The sequence below is a fragment of the Hyphomonas sp. genome, from assembly GCF_041398465.1.
Lineage (GTDB): Bacteria > Pseudomonadota > Alphaproteobacteria > Caulobacterales > Hyphomonadaceae > Hyphomonas.
In genome coordinates this window covers 380,263-401,907 of record NZ_JAWKUS010000001.1, presented here as the reverse complement: position 1 = coordinate 401,907, position 21,645 = coordinate 380,263, and the positions used below count along the sequence as shown (strand labels likewise).

The 21,645-nt window shown below is 60.9% G+C and carries 18 protein-coding genes; 10 read left to right on the top strand and 8 right to left on the bottom strand.

Annotation, left to right across the window (positions count from 1 at the left end; translation table 11 throughout):
- Nucleotides 1–64: 64 nt before the first annotated feature.
- A complete protein-coding gene (locus tag R3C98_RS01875) occupies nucleotides 65–2,050 on the top strand; it encodes a thiamine pyrophosphate-dependent enzyme (protein ID WP_371312426.1) in 1,986 nt (661 codons plus the stop codon).
- 146 nt (nucleotides 2,051–2,196) lie between these two features.
- On the opposite strand, the gene R3C98_RS01870 is transcribed toward R3C98_RS01875, so the two are convergent.
- The gene (locus tag R3C98_RS01870) at nucleotides 2,197–3,561 is read right to left on the bottom strand and encodes an amidohydrolase family protein (RefSeq protein ID WP_371312425.1); all 1,365 of its coding nucleotides are present in this window, start codon (nucleotides 3,559–3,561) and stop codon (nucleotides 2,197–2,199) included.
- A 163-nt stretch (nucleotides 3,562–3,724) separates the two neighbouring features.
- Here R3C98_RS01870 and R3C98_RS01865 point away from each other — a divergent pair, with 163 nt between their 5' ends.
- A complete protein-coding gene (locus tag R3C98_RS01865) occupies nucleotides 3,725–5,344 on the top strand; it encodes an NAD-dependent malic enzyme (protein ID WP_371312424.1) in 1,620 nt (539 codons plus the stop codon).
- 6 nt (nucleotides 5,345–5,350) lie between these two features.
- On the opposite strand, the gene R3C98_RS01860 is transcribed toward R3C98_RS01865, so the two are convergent.
- Nucleotides 5,351–6,250: a LysR family transcriptional regulator gene (locus R3C98_RS01860; protein ID WP_371312423.1), complete on the bottom strand. Its 900-nt coding sequence runs from the start codon at nucleotides 6,248–6,250 to the stop codon at nucleotides 5,351–5,353.
- A gap of 198 nt (nucleotides 6,251–6,448) precedes the next feature.
- Here R3C98_RS01860 and R3C98_RS01855 point away from each other — a divergent pair, with 198 nt between their 5' ends.
- Together R3C98_RS01855 and R3C98_RS01850 are read left to right on the top strand one after the other, a co-directional pair.
- On the top strand, nucleotides 6,449–6,952 hold the full coding sequence (locus R3C98_RS01855) for a hypothetical protein (protein ID WP_371312422.1): 504 nt from the start codon (nucleotides 6,449–6,451) through the stop codon (nucleotides 6,950–6,952).
- A 28-nt stretch (nucleotides 6,953–6,980) separates the two neighbouring features.
- Nucleotides 6,981–7,547, top strand: a complete 567-nt coding sequence (locus tag R3C98_RS01850; protein WP_371312421.1) for a YHS domain-containing (seleno)protein — start codon at nucleotides 6,981–6,983, stop codon at nucleotides 7,545–7,547.
- Nucleotides 7,548–7,737: 190 nt separating this feature from the next.
- On the opposite strand, the gene R3C98_RS01845 is transcribed toward R3C98_RS01850, so the two are convergent.
- On the bottom strand, nucleotides 7,738–8,250 hold the full coding sequence (locus tag R3C98_RS01845) for a hypothetical protein (protein ID WP_371312420.1): 513 nt from the start codon (nucleotides 8,248–8,250) through the stop codon (nucleotides 7,738–7,740).
- 14 nt (nucleotides 8,251–8,264) lie between these two features.
- Nucleotides 8,265–10,373 (bottom strand): VWA domain-containing protein, encoded by a 2,109-nt coding sequence (locus tag R3C98_RS01840; RefSeq protein WP_371312419.1) that lies wholly within the window; start codon nucleotides 10,371–10,373, stop codon nucleotides 8,265–8,267.
- A 156-nt stretch (nucleotides 10,374–10,529) separates the two neighbouring features.
- On the opposite strand from R3C98_RS01840, the gene R3C98_RS01835 reads away from it, so the two are divergent.
- Genes R3C98_RS01835 through R3C98_RS01825 form a run of 3 tightly spaced genes read left to right on the top strand, consistent with a single transcriptional unit; the run spans nucleotide 10,530 to nucleotide 13,172 of the window.
- Nucleotides 10,530–11,171: a hypothetical protein gene (locus R3C98_RS01835; RefSeq protein WP_371312418.1), complete on the top strand. Its 642-nt coding sequence runs from the start codon at nucleotides 10,530–10,532 to the stop codon at nucleotides 11,169–11,171.
- Nucleotides 11,168–12,235 carry a hypothetical protein gene (locus R3C98_RS01830; RefSeq protein WP_371312417.1) on the top strand — a complete coding sequence of 356 codons (1,068 nt, stop codon included), beginning with the start codon at nucleotides 11,168–11,170 and terminating at the stop codon, nucleotides 12,233–12,235. The genes R3C98_RS01835 and R3C98_RS01830 overlap by 4 nt, the downstream gene beginning before the upstream one ends.
- A complete protein-coding gene (locus tag R3C98_RS01825) occupies nucleotides 12,222–13,172 on the top strand; it encodes a hypothetical protein (protein WP_371312416.1) in 951 nt (316 codons plus the stop codon). Before R3C98_RS01830 ends, R3C98_RS01825 begins: the two co-directional genes overlap by 14 nt.
- A gap of 8 nt (nucleotides 13,173–13,180) precedes the next feature.
- Here R3C98_RS01825 and R3C98_RS01820 read toward each other — a convergent pair whose 3' ends face one another.
- Nucleotides 13,181–14,203, bottom strand: a complete 1,023-nt coding sequence (locus R3C98_RS01820; protein WP_371312415.1) for a hypothetical protein — start codon at nucleotides 14,201–14,203, stop codon at nucleotides 13,181–13,183.
- 111 nt (nucleotides 14,204–14,314) lie between these two features.
- On the opposite strand from R3C98_RS01820, the gene R3C98_RS01815 reads away from it, so the two are divergent.
- Nucleotides 14,315–14,968 carry a LuxR C-terminal-related transcriptional regulator gene (locus R3C98_RS01815; protein WP_371312414.1) on the top strand — a complete coding sequence of 218 codons (654 nt, stop codon included), beginning with the start codon at nucleotides 14,315–14,317 and terminating at the stop codon, nucleotides 14,966–14,968.
- On the opposite strand, the gene R3C98_RS01810 is transcribed toward R3C98_RS01815, so the two are convergent.
- A complete protein-coding gene (locus R3C98_RS01810) occupies nucleotides 14,948–16,678 on the bottom strand; it encodes an ATP-binding protein (protein WP_371312413.1) in 1,731 nt (576 codons plus the stop codon). The two genes, R3C98_RS01815 and R3C98_RS01810, sit on opposite strands and share 21 nt — an antisense overlap.
- A 151-nt stretch (nucleotides 16,679–16,829) precedes the next feature.
- Between R3C98_RS01810 and R3C98_RS01805 the strand changes: the two genes are divergently transcribed.
- The gene (locus tag R3C98_RS01805) at nucleotides 16,830–18,605 is read left to right on the top strand and encodes an ATP-binding protein (RefSeq protein ID WP_371312412.1); all 1,776 of its coding nucleotides are present in this window, start codon (nucleotides 16,830–16,832) and stop codon (nucleotides 18,603–18,605) included.
- Here the strand turns inward: R3C98_RS01805 and R3C98_RS01800 are convergent.
- Together R3C98_RS01800 and R3C98_RS01795 are read right to left on the bottom strand one after the other, a co-directional pair.
- Nucleotides 18,576–19,283, bottom strand: a complete 708-nt coding sequence (locus R3C98_RS01800; protein ID WP_371312411.1) for a LuxR C-terminal-related transcriptional regulator — start codon at nucleotides 19,281–19,283, stop codon at nucleotides 18,576–18,578. The genes R3C98_RS01805 and R3C98_RS01800 overlap by 30 nt on opposite strands.
- Nucleotides 19,258–19,593, bottom strand: coding sequence for a hypothetical protein (locus tag R3C98_RS01795; protein WP_371312410.1), 336 nt, complete (start codon nucleotides 19,591–19,593; stop codon nucleotides 19,258–19,260). Before R3C98_RS01795 ends, R3C98_RS01800 begins: the two co-directional genes overlap by 26 nt.
- Before the next feature lie 164 nt (nucleotides 19,594–19,757).
- On the opposite strand from R3C98_RS01795, the gene R3C98_RS01790 reads away from it, so the two are divergent.
- A complete protein-coding gene (locus R3C98_RS01790; RefSeq protein WP_371312409.1) occupies nucleotides 19,758–21,644 on the top strand; it encodes a hypothetical protein in 1,887 nt (628 codons plus the stop codon).
- Nucleotide 21,645: the final 1 nt, after the last annotated feature.

Genomic DNA, 21,645 nt, shown 5'->3' with positions numbered 1-21,645 from the left:
CATGTGCGCAAATGCAAAAGGAAATCTACGATCCAACCGAAATGTGATCCCGGAGGAGTGGACGATGACCAAAACCAACCTGATCTGGCACAAGGTGGCAGAGCCCGGAGAAGTCGGCGAAGGCCGCGTGAAATCAGCCGTCGCCGGCCGCCAGACGGTCGCGCTCACCCATTTCGACGGTACCTTCGCCGCGATGGACAATAAATGCCCGCACCAGGGCGGACCGCTCGGTGAAGGCTCCATCGAGAAAGGCGTCGACGGCAAATGCTGGCTGCGCTGCCCCTGGCATGGCTGGGACTTCGATCCGCTGACCGGCAAGCCGCCGGGCGTCCACGAAGACACAGGGCAGGAATTGTTCCCGGTCGAGGTGCGAGAGGATGGTGTCTATGTCGGCGTGGCGGAACAGCCGCCACGCGAACGGACCGTGTCTGACGTCATGGTCGAGACCATGATCAACTGGGGCGTGACGAGCGTGTTCGGCATGGTCGGCCACTCCAATCTCGGCTTCTCCGACGCGTTGCGCGTGCAGGCTGAGGCAGGCAAGCTGAACTATTACGGTATCCGCCACGAGGGCGCCGCTGCCTTTGCCGTCTCAGGTTATGGCAAGCTGACCGGCCAACCGGCCGGCGCGCTCACCATTGCCGGTCCGGGCGCGACCAATTTGCTGACCGGCCTCTGGGACGCCAAGGTAGATGGTGCCCCCGCACTGGCCCTGACCGGACAGGTGCAGGAACAGGTGATCGGTGTGCACGCCTTCCAGGACATCGACCTTGAGGCGGCGTTTGAAGCCGTCTGCGAATTCTCCGAAACGGTCCATCCCAGCTCCGACCTGCCCCAACTCGTGACGCAAGCCATCAAGACGGCAATCGTGAAGCGCGGCGTCGGCCACCTCATCCTGCCGGATAATGTGCAGCCGCGCCCCGCTGACGAAGGCCTGATGCCTCAGACCCCGGCCGGGCGTATGGCCAATCCGGCCATTGCCCCACCAACGGAAGACCTGGCAACAGCGGCGGAAATGCTCGCTGGTGCAGAGCGGCCGATGATCATCGTCGGCTACGGCGCACTGAACAGCATGGACGAAGTGATCGCACTAGCGGAAACGCTGAACGCGCCAATTGCGACAACCTTCAAGGCCAAGGGCCAGATCGCGGATGCGCATCCGCTGGCCGCCGGCGTCATGGGACGGTCCGGTACACCGATTGCCAGCTGGTTCATGAACGAAGCGGACCTGCTGCTGGTCTTCGGCGCATCCTTCTCCGATCACACCGGCATCTATGAAGGCGCCCGGATCATCCAGGTCGACACCGACCCGATGAAGATCGCGAAGCGCCATCCGGTGACAGCGCCGGTATTGGGCGATGTCGGCGTCACCGCGCGCCTGATGCGGGAGGCCGTATCCGGCAAGGTCGTCGCCAAAGATCTCCGCGCCGAAGTCGCAGAGCGCTGGACGCTGTGGCGTGCCGAGAAGGCAACGCGCATTTCGGAAGACCGCGGCAAGGGTCTGTCCGCCGCCGCGCTGTTCGATGCGCTGACCCGCCTTGCGCCAGAAGATGCCATCCTGCCGGTCGATGTTGGCAACAACACCTATTCCTTCGGCCGCTATTTCGAACCGAGCGGGAAGCAGCGTGTGCTGATGTCCGGCTATCTCGGTTCCATCGGGTTCTCGTACCCCGCAGCCATGGGCGCCTGGGCGGCGACGCAGGACCGTGAGGAGTATCGCGGCCGCAAGCTTATCTCGGTCTCCGGCGATGGCGGCTTCGGCCAGTATGCGATGGAGCTGACCACAGCCGTGAAGTACAACATGAACATCTGCCACGTGCTGATGAACAATTCCCAGCTCGGCAAGATCTCCAAGGAACAGCGCGTCGGAGAATTCCCGGTCTGGGAAACCGATCTCGTGAACCCGCCCTTCGCCGGCTTTGCCCGCGCGTGCGGTGCGAAGGGTCTTCTGGTCCGTTCGCTGGACGATCTCGACAAGGCACTCGCCGAAGCTATCGCGCACAACGGCCCGGCGCTTGTCGAGGTGATTACCGACCCCGAGCTGATGTAGCCCCTCTCCCTCCAGACATCAGCTTACCCTGACGGCGCACCTCTCCCCTGGGTGCGGCGTCTTTCTTTGCCGCTCATGAAAAACCCCATCCGGATTTCCGGATGGGGTCGCATTGCAAGGGCTTGTCGAGGGGTAGGAGGATGGCCCTATTTGGGCAGCATCGCCTGCAGGGCATCATGCGAGTACCAAGTGCCGCCAGTCACGACGCCGGCAACCTTGCGCGTCGCGCTGATGTCAGCCAACGGGTTTCCATCCAGCAGTACGAAGTCTGCTTCCATGCCCACGGCAATTTGTCCGCGGCTATCGCTCTCCTCCAGCCATTCGGACGGAACGACCGTCGCCGTATGTAACGCCTCGAAGGGCGAGAGACCGGCCTGCACCAGAAGCTCCAGTTCCTGATGCACCGACACGCCGGGCGCCACGAGGCCAACGGCATCTGTGCCGAGCATCAGAGGAATGCCAGCGTCATTGAGCCGGAAAGTAAGATCCTGAAGGCGTTCAGACTCGGAGCGGAAGTACGGCTCATTCACCGCATAGTCCGGTCCCATCGACAGGCGGAAGAAATTGGTCTCAGGCGACATCACATCCCGCCAGTAGGTTGATGCGAAACGGGCATCGTCTGATGCCAGCAATGCGTCCAGCGCCTCATCCGTTAGGTATTTGTGGATTGTCTCGAACACGATGAGTGTCGGCGTTACCGTAACACCGCCATCCTTCATCATCATGAGCAGTTCAGGAGACTGCGAGAAGTCTGCGCCTTCCTCGAACAGGTGAGAGACTTCTTCCGAATGCTCGATTGAGTCGTACCGAAGCGTGTCCGCCAGGGTTCCCTGTGTGTGGCCGGCGACCGGGAGGCCCAGCATATGGGCCGTGTCGATCACGGCATTGAAGGCCTCGTCCGGAAGGTCCTGATGCACCTTGACGAGATCATAGCCCGTTTCGGCCAGGGCATGGACAACTGTCACCGCCTCTTCAGGCGTCGTGACGTGCGGCCCGAAACTGTCTGGCAGGCTGGCGTTGAGAGACGGGCTCGCCACAATGAGGCGCGGACCCGGCAGTTCACCGGCGGCAATTGCCTCGCGAAGTTCAAGCGCTGTCTCGTCTCCCCGCATCTGGCGCACCATTGTCACGCCATACGGAAGGTAGAGCGACAGGTCACGTTCCATTTCTGCCCGGTTTGCAAGGCCATCCTGCGGCAGTTTCAGGCCAAGATGCACATGCATGTCGGCCAGGCCGGGAATGAGATAGCCGTCATGGCCGTCAATCACCTGGCGGCCTGCCGGGACAGGAATCGATCCTTCGGGACCCACCTGCATGATCCGGCCGTTCTCGATCAGAACGGACTGGTTTTCCAGTACGGTGTCGGACGTCATGGGGATGACGTTCACATTGGTGATCAGCAGTGTGTCTGCGGCCGCTGTATCCTGTCCCGCAAACAGCGAAGGCTGTGCGCAGGCGGCGGTTGCGAGTGCGATCAGCGATACGGCTGACCGTCCGGATAAGGAATTCATGGTCATCTCCTTTGTGTTCCTTTGGCCGGCAGTGTCTCCCACGCGCGCGAACGGGACCAATGCAGAACGGGAATAGTGCCCATGCCCATCTTCAATTGGCCTGTAAAACAGGGGCCGGGCATTCTCCCGTCATAGTCGAACTTCCTAAGGCGAGAGAGAAAAGATGATCTGTGACAGAACCGGCCGGGACTATCTGATTGATGCGGCGGCAACCAAGTCGACCGCCTTCACGCGGGAGGAACGTGACAGCATGGGCCTGCGCGGCCTGCTTCCCCATGCAGTGGCGACGATGGACACGCAGGTTGACCGCGTACTGGAAAACATGCGCCGCAAGTCGTGCGACATCGAGAAGTATATCTTCCTCACCGCGCTGCAAGACCGGAATGAGCGCCTCTACTACCGGCTGGTCAGCGAGCATATCGAGGAGATCATGCCGCTGATCTACACGCCCACGGTCGGACAGGCCTGCAGGGAGTTCGCGCACATTTTCCGCCGTCCCCGTGGCTTCTATGTGACGCCGGAGGACCGTGGTTCGATCCGCGAGACGCTCGACAATTGGCCTGAGGATGATGTGAAGGTCATCGTCGTAACGGATGGCGAACGCATTCTCGGCCTTGGAGACCTTGGCGCAAACGGAATGGGTATCCCGATTGGCAAGCTGGCGCTCTATACGGCGTGTGCGGGGATTCATCCGTCGCAATGCCTGCCGGTGATGCTGGATGTCGGCACGAATAATCAGGCACTGCGGAATGACCCGCTCTATCTCGGCTATCCGCATGAGCGGATCGCGGGGAATGAATACCTGTCGCTGGTGGACGAGTTCATCGAGGCGGCGCGAGATCGGCATCCGGATGTGCTGATCCAATTCGAGGACTTCCTGACGCCGAATGCCTATGGTCTTCTCAATCGCTATCGCAATGACATCCTCTGCTTCAATGATGATATCCAGGGCACGGCCGCCGTTGCGCTGGCGGGGGTCTACGCAGCTTCCCGCGCCACGGGAAAACCGTTGCGCGACATGCGGATCATGTTCCTTGGAGCAGGATCTGCGGCCACAGGTATCGGCGATCTTCTGTGCGAAGCCATGAAGGCCGAAGGCCTAAGCGACATGCTCGCCCGGCAGCAGCTCTGGTTTGTCGACAAGGAGGGGCTTGTCGTCGCCAGCCGAGACGACCTGATGGAACACAATCTTCCCTATGCCCACAAATTTGCACCAATGGATTTCCTGACGGCGCTGGATGCGATCCACCCGGACGTCCTGATCGGTGCGACGGGTGCACCCGGCACGTTCACAAAGACGGTCATCCAGAAGATGGCAAGTTTCAACGACCAGCCAGTTGTCTTCGCCCTGTCGAACCCAACCTCGAAGGCTGAATGCACGGCCGAGCAGGCCTATGACTGGTCGGACGGCCGGGCGCTCTTCTCTTCCGGCAGTCCGTTCGCGCCGGTTTGCCGGAACGGTCGGCTACACCGGCCGGGGCAGGGCAACAATGCCTATATCTTCCCCGGCATCGGTCTCGGCGCGATTGCCGCGCGCGCATCGCACCTGCCGGAGGAGGTGTTTCTCACAGCCGCGCGCACGCTCGCGGGTCTGGTGACGGCTGATGATCTGTCGGATGGCGCGCTCTATCCGCCGCTTAGGGATATCCGCAAAGTATCACGCCAGATCGCCATCAATGTCGCCCAGTGCGCCGTCAAGCTCGGCATAGCTGATCTGACCGATGAGATGGCCGCCGACATCCCGGGTCGCGTCTCAGACCTTATGTACGAGCCGCGCTATTGAGCGTCTTTATTCGTCCGCCATGTGGTCCGTATCTGGCCAGTCGAAGGCGCGTGCGCCCCGCACGAACGCACCCACAGCCGGCGAGTGCGGACGGCCCCGGACCGTCACAAGAGAAACCGTCCGGCAGAACTCAGGCCCGACCAGTGGTCTCACGGCGACATCATCCGGGAGCTGGGAGAATTCCGGGAAGAAGCCCCAGCCGAGCCCGGCCCGAACCATTCCAAGCACCCAGTCGTCCCGTTCCGAGCGGAAGACAACGGGGAAGGAGATGCCGAGATCGGCTGCAATCTGGTCTCCCGTATCGGCCATTTCGCAATTGATGCGCGAGACATAGGGCTGGCCATCGAGGTCTTTGAATTCGATCACATTCTTCCGGGCGAGCGGGTGATCCATCGGCAGGACGATGACATACCGCTCGCGGAACAACGGGATCGCATGGAAACGCTCGTCGAGGTCTTCCGTCGTGCGGGCAAGGCCCACTTCGAGGTCACCCTTTGTCAGGGACTCGCTGAGCGAGGGCAGGGTAGAATCCACGATGTGCAGGCTGACCCCGTCGAATTTCTGGTGAAATCCGCAGATAAAGTCGGACAATACAGACGGCCCAAGCGTACACATGGCGCCGAGCTTCAGCTCCGTGTGTTCCATGCTGGATAGGGGTTTCGCCTGTTCCTTCGCGGCCTGGGTCTGGTCGAAGATGGACTGGAAGTAGGGCTGCATCATCCGCCCCAGTTCCGAAAGGTGGGTGCGTGAGTGCTCGCGGTGGAACAATGGACCGCCAAGCTCGTCCTCAAGCGACTTGATCGCCCGCGTCAGAGCTGGCTGCGTGATGTTGCACGCCTCTGCCGCCCGCGTGAAATTCAGCTTGTCTGCCAGCGCTAGGAAATAGCGGACCTGCTGCATCTCCATGGCTGCGTCCCTCAGATTACCCCGTTGGAATCACATATACCGGCACAGCGCGCCGTGCATACCCTTGACGGGGAAATAGTATGATGAGGGCCGCGCATGTCCTCCATATCCAGACGGCATTTCAGTTCTCATGCGCAATCCGCGATCTTGTTCCTGTCGCCACCAGCTGTGTGGCCTGTTGCCGAAGGAGCAAGCAAGATGAACTCAGTTTCCGCTATCGCCGGACGGTGGGCGCCCCGCGTCATCACTGTCTTCACCGCAGCCGTCTTCCTGGACAGCCTGCGTTTCAAGTTCACCAACCATCCGAATACCCAGGAAATCTTCGGGCGCCTCGATACCTGGGCCACCTCGCTCGGCGCTCCCGGCCTGTTCGATGTGACCGGCCTGTTCAGCCAGTATGTGATCGGCACAGGAGAGCTGATTGCGTCCTCGCTGCTGATCGCCGGCATGCTGTTGCCGTCATACCGCTACCTGCAGGCCGTCGGCGCAGCCATCGGTGTTGCCATCATGAGTGGGGCCATTTCGTTCCACCTGTTCACACCGCTGGGCGTCGATCCGAACAATGATGGCGGCGGCCTGTTTGTTGCGGCCTGCTTCGTCTGGCTGGGCAGCGTCAGCATGCTCATCATCCGCCGCAAGGAACTCTCGCTGGTCGCCGGTCGCCTCGCTGCGCTCGTCCGCCCGTACGTTCCGGCAAGTTGAACCACATCTGGAAAGAATGGAGATTCCCATGAACTGGAGACACCTATGCCTCGCCACTATCGCAGCCATGTCGGCACTTGGCACCGCCACAGCGGGCGAACAATTCACCGACAAAAACGGCATCGCCAATTTCGGATACGACGTTGTGGCTTACCACACGACCTTCCAGCCGACCGAAGGCACGAACCAGTACACGGCGAACTATAACGGCGCGACATTCTGGTTCGCGTCGGCGGAAAACCGGGACCTGTTCCTCGGCAATCCTGCGGCGTTCGCCCCGGCCTATGATGGCCATTGCGCCTTCGCACTGACCAGCCACAAGAAACTTCTGGTCGATCCCGAAGCCTTCTCTATCGTGGACCCTGAGACCGGCCAGCAGGTTGATCCGTCGACCTATGTTCCGGGAGAAGGCATCCTCTACCTCAACTACGACCCTGGCGTGAACCAGAAGTTCAACAAGGATCTGGCCGCCAATATCGCCAAGGCAGACTTTGCCTGGATCGATTGCCTGGAGAATAAACCGGCAGCCGTTCCGAAGAAGCGATTCAACGATCTCTTCTCCGGCGGCCGCCCGAATAGTTGCCCGGCGGGCTAGTGCTGGGCGTTCAATATTCAGGAAGGAGATCGGCGAAGCCGCCGGACTCCTTTCTCGAGCTTAGCGTGCAAGTGAATCGTCATCCATATTGCAAACACCGATAGTAGGTTGGTCGGCAAATTTCGGTTCCGCTGGGCACGTCCGACGGAAACTACAAGGGCGTAGCAGGGTGCCAACTTTTTGAGACCATTTAGGGCTTTGGCATGGTCAGGATTTGAACCGCGCGGGTTTCGCCATTTTCGATGATGTTGAAATTTGCCATCCGGTCATCCTTCTCAAAATTGATGCGGGACATGGCAGGCGTCGGAGAATCGGAGGCTGTCTCTGTCCAGCCGTCTGCCGTCAGCCTGGTGCGGAGGGTGTCCAGAATGTCGGCGGACGAATCCGGGGAAAGGGCCTGCAGATTGAAACTGCCGGGCAGGGGTGAGTTTGAGGACATGATATCCCAGCCGGCCGGAAGGCTGATATCGTCCGGGAAACCCGCTGGCAGGTCCAGATTCTTCCCGACCTGTCCGCCGCCCGCATTGATGACGACTTTCTCTGTTTCACCTTCCGCGTTCAACGTCACATCAGCATCAATGCCGTGCGCGGCGGCAGTGTCTTCCATGGCCTTTTCGCGTGTACCGTTGCTGTCACTTCCGCCGCATGCGGCCAGTAGGCCGGACGCCAGTGCGATTGCGAGAAAGCTTGTTGTGGTTCTCATATTCATTCCCCTTATCATTCGACTACCGTGAACGTATCCCGCGCCAGGACCTGATGCTGCAGGCCGGTGACGTAACGGGCTTCATATGCTCCGGGTTCCGTGAATTGGTAGTTGGCGACCGTGCCGCCACTATTGGTTTCGCCTTCCGGGACGGCGACGCCATAACGCGTCCCCCAGCCCCACATCTTGCTGTCGGCGACATCGGCCGGCGCAATGATGATCCGGTCACCCTTGTAAGCAGGGCCGGTCCAGGTGACGTCGAAATTTTCGCCGATCTTGACCTGGGCAGGGGCATCGACAGTGGCTGGCGCGCGGGTGATCGTGATCGGCTGGCGGGCCAGAACCGAGTCGCCGGGGGCGAGGAAGTAGACCAGCTCATAATCGCCCTCGATGTTCGGAGCCTGCAGTTCAAGTGTTCCGTCTGCTGCGTCGGCTCGTCCAAGTGTAGCCCACGAGTCCCGGTTGAACCGCGTCGCCCCGACTTCGGCAATGGAGACGTAATCGTCCTCCCAGTCTGCCGGAAGCTCGACCGAGATGCCGACCTGGGACCCGCCAATAGCTTCCGTCGGCCCGGAGATTCCTGCCTCGACCGGTGTCAGCCGGATTGGCACAGTCGCCTGTACGGCATACTGGGTGTCGGGGTAGGGCGAATAGCCATTGGCCAGAACATAGCGGATCTCATAGTCGCCAGGCTCTGCTGGCATTGTCAGCTCAGCTGTGCCGTCGTCCTTCAGCTTGCCTGTGAAGCCGTTGTTAAAGGCCTTTGCATCTCCGGCTTCAATGATGGTGACAAAGTCTCCCGGCGTGGCCTCGCCGGACCAGCCTACTTTCACAACAGAGCTGACAGGGGCTTCCTCGGGCGCTGTGACGCCAAAGCCGCCATCGGTGACGGTCAACGGCGTCCGGGCCAGGATCAGCCTTGGCTGGTCGAGGACGTAGCGGACTTCGTATTCACCCTCCATAGACGGCGCACCGATTTGTGATGTGAAGGGCTGGCTGGAATCTGTGACGCCGCCCTGGTCGCGGGTTTTCTTGCCGCCGAGAAAGTAGATGGCTTCGCGCGGGCCGTCTTCCCGGCTGGCGACCTGAATGTATGTGCCAAGCTCATCCGGGCCGCTCCACGTCACATTGAAGGCAACGCCTTCCTGCGTCTCGTCATCGGCATCGAGGGAGACGGTGAAGCCGAGGTCGATCGGCACTGTGATGACCTTCGGTTGCTGCGACCCGACGCTGAACGCCATTTGCCCGGTCTTGACTTCGCTCCCATCCTTCCAGCCCTTCCAGCTGACTTCGGCAACATAGTCGCCCGGCAGGATTTCGGTATTGGCGCTGCCGGTATCCGTGATGGTGAACACAGGGTCGCCACCGGAAGAGGGCGTAACCGTCCAGTCGAGCTTGGACTGGATAAGCGGGCCGCCCGAAAGAATGGTCGCCTTCATGGCAAGCGACGCCGGCACAGGGGTGCTGGTCGCGTGCTCGGTCTCTCCACCGGCATCTGTCATCTGGGTCAATGCGCCGGCCAGCTCTTCGGCATTGTCTGCCGCAACAAACGTGCCGCCGGTTTCGTCCGCAATGCACTGCAGGCCTGCGCGCTCTTCGACGGTGACGTCAAATCCGACAACGTGGACCGTGAAATCCAGGCCATTCTCTTCCAGCGTCCGAGCCAAAGCACAAGGATCAGCGCTGCAAGTCTCCAATCCGTCGGATACGAGGATGACCGATGCTGCCTTCTCACGGTAATTGAGAGTGTTGGCGGCATGTTCAATGGATTTGGAAAGCGGGGTTTTCCCGCGCGGGGTCAGTCCACGGAGGGCTTCGATAACGGCATCACGGTCCGCGCCGACATCGGCCAGTGTCTCGATGTCGCTGCAATCGCCTCCCTTGCGATGGCCATAGGCGACAAAGCCGAGGCGTTGGTCGTCGTCCAGCCCGCGCACCAGGCCTTCAACCACATCCTTCGCAATGACGATCTTGTTTACGCCGTCGATCTGTCCCCACATCGACCCCGACGCATCAAGAACGAGAATGGCATCATCGGGCGGTGCGGGATCTTCCGCCATGGCTGATACTGAAAGGCTGGCCGCGATAGCGGTTCCCAGAACGAATGTCCTGATAGATTTCATCGGTGTGTCCCGCACGTTTGTCCCCTTGTCCCCGAACAGGTTTGAGCATTCGATCCGGGAAGGCAATGGTCAACTGGTACAGATGACCCAGTATTTTCCTCGGCTGGAGATGCTAGTGTGCGGTCAGGAATGGGGACAATTTGCGAGGGACGATTCATGAGACATTTTGCTTGCCTTGCGCTTGCGTGCGCAATGGCCGCAACAGGCGCAGCCGATCCTGTGCCGACGAAAGTGCGGTCCGGCGCCTATATGGAAATGATTGCGCAGCGCGGGGCGGAATGCGGCCTGCTGAAAGATTGGGAGCGGCTGTCAATAAACGCGCTCACATTGCAGGACCGGGACGGATGGTCGGACGAACTGCTGGCTTCCCTCAAGGCTGAAACTGCGAAACAGGTCGCTGAAACAGCATGTGACTCGGAAATGCTGACGCTCTGGATTGATACCGCGCGTCCGGGTTTCGACGCTGAAATGCTGCCGCCATATCTCGTTGCCTACAAGACGCTGGCTGAACTGGACGCGCCGCCGCGCGTGTTTGCGGCGACGGCGTTGCGGCTCGACAAGGCACCGGTCATCGCGGCGATTGATGCGAAGCTGGCAGAGCTTGCAGCGGGCGATCGCCCGGCAGAAGGCGGAAAACCGTGGCCGGACTATATCGCCGGGACAAGGGACGCTGTATTGGGGTTTGTGGACCAGCTGGAAGGTGAGGGTGGCGATCAGGCGGCGGCCTGGATGGCGCAGTCGGCGCGGATCGTCGAGACCTGGTACGCGGAAACCCAGGTCTTGGAGGACAGCGAATGAGACGGCTTGTTCTCCTCTGCCTGTTCACCCTGGCGGTTTCCAGTCCAGCTTGGGGGCAGGCCTGCGAACCAACCCCGCAGAATCATGCCGTACGGATCACGGGGCAAGCCATGCAGGGCACTCCGGTAGCTGACTTTCCGGAAGTTTCCGACGACAGGAACTTCTACCAGACGCTGGACAATGGCTGGGTGTTCGCCCTGATGCGTGCCGAGACCGGCTGGTCGGTGCGGCTTTACGAGAAAGAGCCGATCGGGAGTGCGGTCGATCTCACTTCCCTGACACCGCCGCTGCACGGGGCGCCAAACCCGCGCGATATCTTTGGCTGGCACTTTCGTAATGCTGCCAACACCGCGCCGAATACAGGTGACGTGAACGCGCCGCAGGATTTGCGCGCGTTCGTCATCTCCCCCGGCCTGCAGGGCACAGCAGGACTGCGCACATCCGATGGGGCTCAGATGCCTGGACCGGACGATGGTATTGGCTGGCTGAAAGTGATCGATTTCGGTCTCGCCAATCCCCAGCCAGGAACACAGGCGCGCATGAACTGGTTGAAGTTCGACGCCTGTCTCTCATGGCCGCGCACGGAAGATGAGACGGCGCATCTGATGGATCGCGCCAGCATGGAGTTCACCGACGAAGACAAAGAGGCATTCGGCAGCTGTGGTCTCGACCTTCAGGTCTATGAGCTGTCCGCACGATATTTGCCGCGCACGCTGGGTGGGGACCTTGATGGCGACGGCGCACTGGACGAGGCTGCGCAAGTGCGCCGCGTTTCCGACGATGTGCACGGTATCGCCATTTGCCGGGCAGGAACCTGGCTGGACCTGATGGGCTTTGAAAGCGCGCCTGCGGGCGATGTGCGGGCAGGGTATGCCGGACAGGTCGAAGCCTGGCAGTGGATCCCGCCAGGTGGTGAGCTGCCACGTCACCTGACCGGGTATGAGCTGCCGGAGGCGGATGGAGATATCCTCGTCCTTGAACGGATCGAAAAGGAAACCGTGCTTGTCTTCTGGAAGGACGGGCAGATGAAGACGAAAAGGCTCTACCACTATGTTGAACCCTAGGGCTGTCCTCGGCGCGCTTGCCGGTGCTATCGCATTTGCGGGATTGGCGCAGGCGGCACCGGAATGCCAGTCTGACTGGTTGAATACGGCCGTGCCGGTGCAGGGACTCGTCTTCGGTACGAATGAATTCGATGCGGAAATTGCGGATGGCCTTGTCTTCACATTGCAGCCTGATGAAGGCGGCTGGCATACGGAGATGCGGGACGCGGAGGGGAACAACATTCCCACACGGCCGGTTGCCCGCGGCATTCCCCCGGTCAGGGGACAGAACCACCTGACGGACAGCTTCGTCTTTGGCCCGGATATCATGGACCCGGCGCGGAACCCGGAACTGGTGGTGCCCGGCCGGTCCGGAAACATCGCCGCTGTGGAACCGACACCGGGCAAGCAGGGTAATGGCCAGATAACCATTCTCAACCAGGCGTTCGAGAAGAGTGAGGCCGGGCGCATGGTCTACATGGAATTCGAAGGTTGCGTCCGGTGGAATGATGGGCCGCGCGAACCTACGGTCTCTCACTATCCGTCACCGGAGGATCTGGTGAACTTTCCGGGCTGGGTGGTTACGGCGTTCGAGGATTGCGGCCTGCCACAGAGCCTGTTGCTGTCCGGGCGTATGCCGCGCCCCGGCTACCGCCAGCGGGCCTGGCTGGAACCGGACATGGATGGCGATGGGCGGCCTGACCTTGTGGCGCTGGTTGAGCAGCCTGAAGATGGTCAGCACGGCATGGCTATTTGCCTTCAGGCCGGCAAGGCGCTGACCTTGCTGGGGTTCGGGCCAGAAACAGATGATGCGCCGCTATCGAGCGACTTCCTCGCCGACGCTGACTGGTGGGCCGGTGAGGGCCGCACCGTCGTCATCGGATATGAAGGTGCCGGCAGCCAGCAGGTCTTCATGGATGAAGACGGAAATCTGACGAGCAAATGGTATGGAGACTGAAGGCTGGATCAGTCTTCAAGTGATCCGCCATTCGGTGTGGCGGGTTCGCTTTCTCCAACGGCCCCTTCGATCCGGATGGCCTGTTGCAGGTCTTCCAGCCAGTCGCCCGGCGTAATCGGGCCGCCCTGATACGCGAAACGGATTTGCGCATAGGTGAAGGCGACATTGTTGCCGCCGATCTCGGACATCGGTTTGGTGGAAAGGTCCATCTGGACCGATCCCGTTCCGCCGATGCCCCCAACACCGCCGGGGATTTGCGACAGGGCTTCAGCCGCTTCCGGATTGTTCGCCAGAACGTCTGCCAGCATGGCCTGTCCCATCGCCCCACCCGCGCCCAGCTCGCTCATCGCGGACGACTGGCCAAACATGCGGACGTCGGAATATCCCGTCATCCGCGCGGACATGCCGGCAGTTGCGAACATGGCCTGAACCGGCAGTCCGCCTTGCTCAGCCAGCATCGCCTGGAAGTTCCGGGGGCTTTGTCCGAACAGGGAAAAAGGTACATGCAGGAAGGCTGGTTGTTGCGGATCGGTGATATAGGTTTCGTCTTCGCAGAAGGTCGACCCCGGCCGGTACTTCACGGCGTGGCCGGTCGAGATGATGGCGCCAAGGCGGGCGGCTTCGTTGACCGAGATGACACTCGTATCCGCGTCTGCGAAGTAGCCATAATAGATGATCAACGGCTCTTCGGCCTCCGGATCGCAATCGGGACCGCCGGTTGGGCTGTAGTCCTGAATGAAGGCGGCGCCGCTTGTGGCTTCCAGCATGAAAGCGCCGCTGCTCCGGCCGGGATTGGCCTGTGCCTTGGCCATGTTTCCCATGCCGCCATCCGATATTGCGAAGTGGAGAGTCTGGTCCGATACCGGCACGACGAATTCTTGCTGGTCCATTTGCTCGATCAGCTGGACAGCGTCCTTGATACGCTGTTCGACGTCATCCGCCTGTCCCTCGTCCAGCACTTGTGCGCCGCCCTGAGCGGCAAGTGCGGCGGCAATGGCCGTTGCTGTGATACCGGAAATCACTCGATTCATGCTGTGCGTCCCTCCAAGACTCTGAGCCATGTTCGGGAATTTGCCCCGCGCATCAACTAGGATGAATGACCCAGTTTATTTGCCGGTGCCGGGCCGGTATAGCTGGTCATCATGGGGACGAGTGCGCTTGATCTGATCATTGCCGATGACCATCCGGTGTTTCGCGCCGGTATACAGAGTATCGTGCGGTCAGCCCTTGGAGAGGTCCGTCTGAGGGAAGCCGGGTCTGCCGCCGTACTGAAGCGGGAGCTGGCCGAAGCACCGGCCGATTTGCTGATTCTGGATATCTTCTTTCCGGGGCTGGAGCCGGAAAGCGATATCGCAGAATTGCGCGCGAAGTTTCCGTTAATGGCCATTCTTGTTGTATCCATGCTGACGGAACGTGGAGCGGTCGAACGGTTGATGCGCGTTGGCGCGAACGGGTTCGTGTCAAAACGCTCGCCTCCGGAGAGCATGCTGAAAGGCATCAGGGAGGTTATGGAAGGCGACCGGCCGGTCTATCTGCCGCCTGCCGGGCCGGGCCGGCCAATGCCAACCGCAGACAACCCTGTCCACGCGCTGCCGCCTCGTCAGAGCGATGTTTTGAAATTGATCTGTCTTGGCCTGTCCAACAAGGAGATTGCAAAGGAACTCGACCTGTCGGTGTCCACTGTGCGTGCACATGTCTCTGCTCTGTTCCAGAAACTTGGCGTGACCAACCGCACCGCTGCTGCAACCTTCGGCATCAACCACGGCGCTCTCCACTCAGCCCACGAGGCTGATTAATGCCGAACGCAGCTGGGCCGGGCGAACAGGCTTCAGCAGCACGAGCAGACCCGCTTCCCGGATGTGAGCTGTCGTTTCCGGCGAAGAACTCCCCGTCATGATGAGAGCCGGGATACGATCGAGCCGGTCTTGCAGCGTCTGGATAATCTGCAGGCCCGTCTGGCTTCGCCGGAGGTCATAATCGCAGATGATCAGGTCTGGTCGGACGAGGGATTCCATATCCTCCGCTGACAGCGTAGTGCGCAGGTCAACATCCCAGCCCCAACTGGCCAGGAGTGCGCCGGTGGCCTCGAGCGTAGCGTGATCATCGTCAACGATTAGGGCTGTGCCGGTCTGGCTGACGGGTTCGGTTGCTAAGGGTTCGGCGGTCGCGACGGCAGGATCGATATGGTCAGCCGTAGTGAACATGCTAACCCTGAAAGTTGCGCCTTCGCCGGCTTTCGAGGCGACCGACACGCGCGCGCCGGCCAGCTCCGCCAGCCGCCGCACAATCGCCAGGCCCAGCCCGACGCCGTTGCTCGCATCGGTCACGTCGCCGCCTCTCTCAAAGGCCTCGAACATGCGGGCCTGTTCTTCCGCTTCGATGCCGGGCCCCCAGTCACGCACGAGGAGAGAGATTGTGTTTCCGGTTGTCTCGGTCGTCACCAGTATGTCTGTGCCTTCGCCATGCCGGATGGCATTGGACACCAGGTTCTGCAGGATCCGCCGGACAATCAGCGGGTCGCTTTCAATCACCGTCTCGGATGCCTCCGCGCGCAGCGTGCAGCCGGCAGCTTTTGCCGCCGGCGCGAATTCCGCAACGATATTGTCGATCAGTTCGCTCAGGCTGAAGGCATTAAAGCTTGGCTGGATCTGCTGGGTATCCAGCAATGTGATATCCAGAAGGGAGGTGAAGAGCTTGGAGAGGATGTCGACCGACTGTTTCAGCCTGTCGAATACTTGCCGGGTCTCCGCGGGGAGTTGAGCGTCAGACTGCGAGGCCAGGAGCAGGCCCATGGCGTGAATGGGCTGGCGCAGATCATGGCTCGCCTGCGCGAGAAAGCGGGACTTCGCTTCATTGGCATTCTCGGCTTCAGCCTTTGCGGCTTCCAGTTCTTCCGCCAGCTGCATTTTTTCCCACTGCAGCACAAATCCTTGCCACGTGAATCCGCGGAGGACCCAGCCAAGTCCCAGCATGAGAAGCAGGAACACAACCAGCATCCCGGCGGCAACCAGCCTTTGTCCTTCAGGATTGTCCAGAAAGGCACGCGCTGCCTGCGCCAGCATGATAATACTCAGCGTTATGACCAGCATCGGGTAGCGCATGTTATGTGTGCCGGTTCCGGTCAGCACGCCACCGCTGATAATGAAGCCGATGAAAGTGCGCAGTTCTGTGTCTTCAGCTGGCAAAAGCATGAAGGCTAGCCAGCCCCAGCCCATCGCCAGAAGTATGGCGGTCGTGTCGAACGCCGCGGCATATCGGGCCACCTCGCCGCCTCCGGCGTCGGCATGCGCGGCGCCGCGGAAGCAGACATAGGCCTGAACAAGGCCGAACACCGACATCCAGACGACCCATGGCCAGAGAAGGTGAGGCGCAACCACGCCTTTCAGCACATAGGCCAGAAGCCATGCGGACAGGATATGCATCTGCCAGACAAAGCGGGCCAGTTTCAGAACCAGCGCATCGCCCTGATACCGGACATAGGCGTCCCGTGCTTGTGCTGGCTGCATGACATAACCCTCGAACTTCCGGCCCTGTTACTCATAGAGTCAGATGCCGGGGATGAAAACATGGGTCATTTGATCGATAGACCGCGTGATCAGTTCTTTTGGGTTCTCACTGGTGAAAAGCTGTGAAACATTGATGCAGAAAAGGAAGGCCATGAAGAACGCCCAGATCGAAATTCATGCATTGAGGATGCTCTTGGAACGGAACAAGGTTTCGAGCATCGTGCATATTGGCGTGGGTGTGATCGTCGGGCTGGTGACGTCGACCTCCGTGCCGGTCTGGCGCAGCATCGCGTTTTCAATCGGGCTGGCCTTGCCCATCCTGATGCAGTTGCTGCTCTCCCGCCAGGTTGCCCGTGAAGGGTGGACCGATTACAGCATTCTGCGCGCCAAGACCCGGTTTGACTATCTGGCACTCTGGGTCGGCTGCATGTGGGGATTTGCGGGCTTCTTCCTGTTCCCGGCCGATGCCCCGGCGAAGCAGCTGTTCCTGACATTTGTCATGGGCGGCATGTCGCTGAGCGCTGTGGGCACACAGGGCATGCGCTTGCGCACCTGCTACATGTCGGTCCTGCCGGGCATGGTGCCGCTGGGCCTGCGTTACATGCTGGAGGGCGGGACAAGCAGCATCCTCTCGGGCGTACTGATCCTGCTCTATGTCGTCGTCCTTGTTTCGCTTGCACGGAAGATCAATGACTTCATGCTGCAGGCCTTTCGCCTTCAGGCCGAGAAAGACAAATTGCTGGAAGACGTCCGCCGTCAGGCAGGCGAACTGGAAGATGCCCGGCGCGCCGCTGAGCAGGCCAATCTGTCAAAATCCCGCTTTCTCGCGCAGGCCAGCCATGATCTGCGTCAGCCCCTGCATGCGCTCAGCCTGTTCGTGGAAACCCTGCCCGATGCCGAAAGCCCGGAAGAGCACGAAGAGATCATGAGCCGGGTGCGCCAGTCTCTCGATGTGCTGACGAAATTGTTCGATTCCCTGCTGGATGTCTCGCTTCTGGATACGGGCGGCATCCAGAAGCGCATTCAGGTGTTCCGGCCGCACGACCTGTTCCTTGAAGTGCAGCGGGATTTCGAACTCGTGGCAAAGGCCTGCAACGCAACACTTCGCGTCGCGCCGAGCAACCTGCGGCTGCGCAGCGATCCGGTACTGGTGCGTCGGATGCTGCAAAACCTTGTTTCCAATGCCATTCGCCATTCGGAAGGGCGGGTCGTACTGATCGGTTGCCGCCTGCGGAGCGGGCGGGTTTCCATACAGGTCTGCGATACCGGCAAGGGCATTCCGGATGCGGAACGGACGCGCATTTTCGAGGAATTTGCCCGCCTCGACAGTGCCCGAATGGGTGAGGCGGCAACGCCTGGCCTTGGCCTCGGCCTGTCCATCGTCCAGCGTGTCGCCGACGAGTTGGGCCTGTCGGTCAGCCTGGCCTCTGAACAGGGCAAGGGCTCGACCTTTTCGATAGATGGTTTCGAGCGCGTGACCGGAGCAGAGGAACCCGCCAGCGCGAAGGCACAGCTGTCCGGCGGCGCGATCGATGCGGCCAACGTCGTTGTGCTGGACGACGATCCAGCAACACTAGCAGCAACGGAGCTGTTGCTGAGGCGCTGGGGGTGTACCGTACAGGCGTCACACTCGGCAGACGGGCTCGTGGACCTCGCGCCGGATGTCATCATCTGTGACTATGAATTGTCGCCGGAGCTGACAGGCCTCGATGTGCTGGATGGCCTTGCCGGAACGCCGGCTGCGGACATTCCGGCCATCATCATCTCCGGCCATACATCCAAGGAAATGCAGGCGGCGGTGGCAGAGCGCGGAATTCCCTTGCTGCACAAGCCGATCCGCCCGGCACAGTTGCGCTCAGCACTCCTGAATGCGCTGGCAAATTCGGAAAAGGGGCCGTCAGACGAAACCGCGAGCGCTCGCCAGTGAGGCGGCCGCCGAACGGCTCTGTACGCCCAGCGTCTTGAGCAGTGCCGAAACATGGATGCGCACAGTGTAGGGCGAGATATCCAGTTCGCGCGCAATTTCCTTGTTTGACAGGCCCCGGCAGATGAAGCGCAACACCTCGACCTGACGATTCGTCAGGGTGCTGAGTGCATCCTCGGCGGGCGCGTATCCGGTTGTATCCGATGAGGCCTTTAGCACGACCGTCTCGCCGTCCATAATGGCCAGGAAGGCCGCTGACATGTCATCAGGACGCGCCGTTTTTGAAACAAATCCATTTGCCCCGGCGGCCATGATCTCATCGACAATGCCGCCGTCCGAGACCATCGAGACCGCCACAATTGGTGTCAGCGGCAGGCGGCGGCGGAGACTGGAAAAGTCTCGTTGCGGATCGAATCCGGGGAATACCAGGTCCAGCAGGACCAGGTCCGGCGAGTCATCTTTCGATATCTCTTCGACCAGTAACGGATGATCGCCGATTTCGACGATCTCTGCTCCGTCAAACAGTTTGCCCAGCATGACGGTCATGCCGTTCCGGAACACCGGATGGTCGTCCACCAGCAGGATTTTCATCTCATTCCCCATGGGAGACCCGTAGCACATTGCTGCGCTATGGGTCATCCCGGCAGACCCGGCATCAGCGCTGGCGTTGTTCCGTGTCATGCGTGTCCTTCGGGTTTTCCCGTGGGGGCGGGGAAGGATCCGGCACCTCGGTGGTGGGCCATTCAGTCTCGCAGACGCCATCCTTGCCGACCGCGGCCATGACGAGTTTCCATTCCTCGCCCTTCTGCTTGTGGCATTTGCACTCCTCTTCGATTGCCGTCTGTTCGGCCTTGCAGGCCTTTCCGGCCTCACGGCAGGTATCCCAGGCATCGATCAGCTTGTTGCATGTATCCATGTAGCTGGCCGAGGCCGGGGGCGCGGCGAGCATGGCCGAACAGCCCATCAGCGCTGCAGCGGATAGCAATTTCATTCTCATTTGCACCTCCTGATTTCGCGCCGATTGGGCCGCAGATCGCCCGCTGTCGCAATTAGGACGGATGCACTACCCGCCCGCCAACTAGTGCATCCGTCCTAATTGGCATGCGGCCCGGCGCTGCCGACTATGGCGGAAAGCTGGGGAGAGGAGACGCTGCCATGCGCAAACTGCTGCGCCTGTTTGGTTTTATTGCTGCCATATCAACTGTTGCGACGGTCGCCACCGCACAGGAAACGCCAGAACCAGCGGCCGATTCGGCGGGAAACGTACTGGTCATCTATGATTCCTCAAACTCCATGTGGGGCGAACTGGCGGACAGTTCCCGCAAGTATGAAGTGGCGCGCGGCGCGCTCACCAGCTTTATGATGGATGGCTTCGCCGACCGCCCTGTCGGCCTCCGTGCTTATGGTCACCGGCGGAAGGATGATTGCCGCGACAGCGAACTGGTGCGCAGCTTTGAGCCTGACGGGGCAGACGACACGTCCATATCGGCCCTTGTGGAATCGATACGCCCCACCGGCATGACGCCGATCACATACTCTCTCACAGAGGGGCTGAAAGATCTTGGCGGCGAGAGTGGCGATATCCTGCTCATCTCCGACGGTATCGAGACCTGTGATGCCGACCCCTGCGAACTGATGGAGCAATGGAAAGCCACGGGCGTAAATGTGCGCGTGCATGTTGTCGGCGTTGGCCTCAAGGACATGGAACGCACGGCCATGGCCTGTATCGCGGAAACCTCCGGCGGACAGTATTTCGATGCCGACAGCGAAATCGCGTTTAATGACGCCCTCGACAGCGCCCGCGATGCCATCGGTACACCCGGTCCGGCACCGGAAGGGACAAGCTATGCAATCATCCTCGATACGGTCGATAGCGCCGGTAACAGCCTGCGCAGCGAGGGCCAGATCCTCACCGGGGAGGATGTGCTGAGGCCCGCCGTCAGCAAGGGCTATGGCCGCAATACCGTGCCCGGCGAAGGGGACTACACGGTTGAAGCCGGTGCCCTGCTGCAGGACGGCACGATCTATAATCCCGTGCGCGCGCCCGTGCTTGTCGAGGCGGCGGGGGAAACGCTGCTGACCCTGGAAGTGCCGCGCCCGGCTTCCGTCTCTGCCAGCTTCATCGAAGACGGTGCAGACCATTCCGGTGCACTCATCCGGGCCTATCAGGGCGACGAGGAAGTCTTCAGCTTCCGTCCCGGTGATGCGGCGTTCGCCCGCGAAGGCATTTACGAATTCCGCACCGCGCCCAATGCCGACAATGCCATTGCGGTCACGGAGACCCTATCCGCCGGCAACCACACAGACATCGTCTTTGACCTGACACAGACTATCGAGGCCTATGTCAAATTCCAGCTGCCGAATGGCGAGATCATCAGCCGGCAGGCCGAACTGTGGCGCGATGGCGAACTGGCCTACAAGCTGCATTCTGCCAATGGCGGGACGATCCGTCCGGGTACATATGAACTCCGCTCGCCGGATCAGGACCTCCCGCTCACCCCGGTCGACATCACCCTCACCGAAGACGGCGAAACGCGCACTGTTCCCCTCGCAGCCGGGTTCCTGACGCTCACCTATGGCGGCGACCAGGTCAACTATGTCGGCAATGCCGACCGCGCCTTCCTTGAATCCGTAGACCGCGGCGGCAGCAGCTTTGCCCGCCCGGACACAGCCATCCCCGTCGCGCCGGGGGTCTACCGGATCAATCCGTATGACCGTGCAGGCCATTTCGACCCTATCGATGTTACCATCGCAGATGGCGAGTCCCTCACCGTCACAATTGAACCGAACCCGGTTGGCGAACTCGTGATCAACTATGCCCCGTCCGATGCCTATCCCGTCACGCCGGACCGGGCGTCCGTTACGGCCCTTGAGGGCCAACGTATCATCGGCGGCATTTCCACACCCGGTGAGCCGCGCAAGCTGTTGCCCGGCCGCTACCGGGTCACTGGCTGGCGAACAGCAGGGGATTTCCCGGCGCAGGAGGTGACCATCAATGCCGGTGAGCGCCAGACCGTTACCCTCCAGCTCAGCTCCGAATAAT

Excerpts from the sequence above, each read along its gene's own strand:
- R3C98_RS01875 (WP_371312426.1), top strand. The coding sequence starts at position 65 with ATGACCAAAACCAACCTGATCTGGCACAAGGTGGCAGAGCCCGGAGAA.
- R3C98_RS01870 (WP_371312425.1), bottom strand. The coding sequence starts at position 3,561 with ATGAATTCCTTATCCGGACGGTCAGCCGTATCGCTGATCGCACTCGCA.
- R3C98_RS01865 (WP_371312424.1), top strand. The coding sequence starts at position 3,725 with ATGATCTGTGACAGAACCGGCCGGGACTATCTGATTGATGCGGCGGCA.
- R3C98_RS01860 (WP_371312423.1), bottom strand. The coding sequence starts at position 6,250 with ATGGAGATGCAGCAGGTCCGCTATTTCCTAGCGCTGGCAGACAAGCTG.
- R3C98_RS01855 (WP_371312422.1), top strand. The coding sequence starts at position 6,449 with ATGAACTCAGTTTCCGCTATCGCCGGACGGTGGGCGCCCCGCGTCATC.
- R3C98_RS01850 (WP_371312421.1), top strand. The coding sequence starts at position 6,981 with ATGAACTGGAGACACCTATGCCTCGCCACTATCGCAGCCATGTCGGCA.
- R3C98_RS01845 (WP_371312420.1), bottom strand. The coding sequence starts at position 8,250 with ATGAGAACCACAACAAGCTTTCTCGCAATCGCACTGGCGTCCGGCCTA.
- R3C98_RS01840 (WP_371312419.1), bottom strand. The coding sequence starts at position 10,373 with ATGAAATCTATCAGGACATTCGTTCTGGGAACCGCTATCGCGGCCAGC.
- R3C98_RS01835 (WP_371312418.1), top strand. The coding sequence starts at position 10,530 with ATGAGACATTTTGCTTGCCTTGCGCTTGCGTGCGCAATGGCCGCAACA.
- R3C98_RS01830 (WP_371312417.1), top strand. The coding sequence starts at position 11,168 with ATGAGACGGCTTGTTCTCCTCTGCCTGTTCACCCTGGCGGTTTCCAGT.
- R3C98_RS01825 (WP_371312416.1), top strand. The coding sequence starts at position 12,222 with ATGTTGAACCCTAGGGCTGTCCTCGGCGCGCTTGCCGGTGCTATCGCA.
- R3C98_RS01820 (WP_371312415.1), bottom strand. The coding sequence starts at position 14,203 with ATGAATCGAGTGATTTCCGGTATCACAGCAACGGCCATTGCCGCCGCA.
- R3C98_RS01815 (WP_371312414.1), top strand. The coding sequence starts at position 14,315 with ATGGGGACGAGTGCGCTTGATCTGATCATTGCCGATGACCATCCGGTG.
- R3C98_RS01810 (WP_371312413.1), bottom strand. The coding sequence starts at position 16,678 with ATGCAGCCAGCACAAGCACGGGACGCCTATGTCCGGTATCAGGGCGAT.
- R3C98_RS01805 (WP_371312412.1), top strand. The coding sequence starts at position 16,830 with ATGAAGAACGCCCAGATCGAAATTCATGCATTGAGGATGCTCTTGGAA.
- R3C98_RS01800 (WP_371312411.1), bottom strand. The coding sequence starts at position 19,283 with ATGACACGGAACAACGCCAGCGCTGATGCCGGGTCTGCCGGGATGACC.
- R3C98_RS01795 (WP_371312410.1), bottom strand. The coding sequence starts at position 19,593 with ATGAAATTGCTATCCGCTGCAGCGCTGATGGGCTGTTCGGCCATGCTC.
- R3C98_RS01790 (WP_371312409.1), top strand. The coding sequence starts at position 19,758 with ATGCGCAAACTGCTGCGCCTGTTTGGTTTTATTGCTGCCATATCAACT.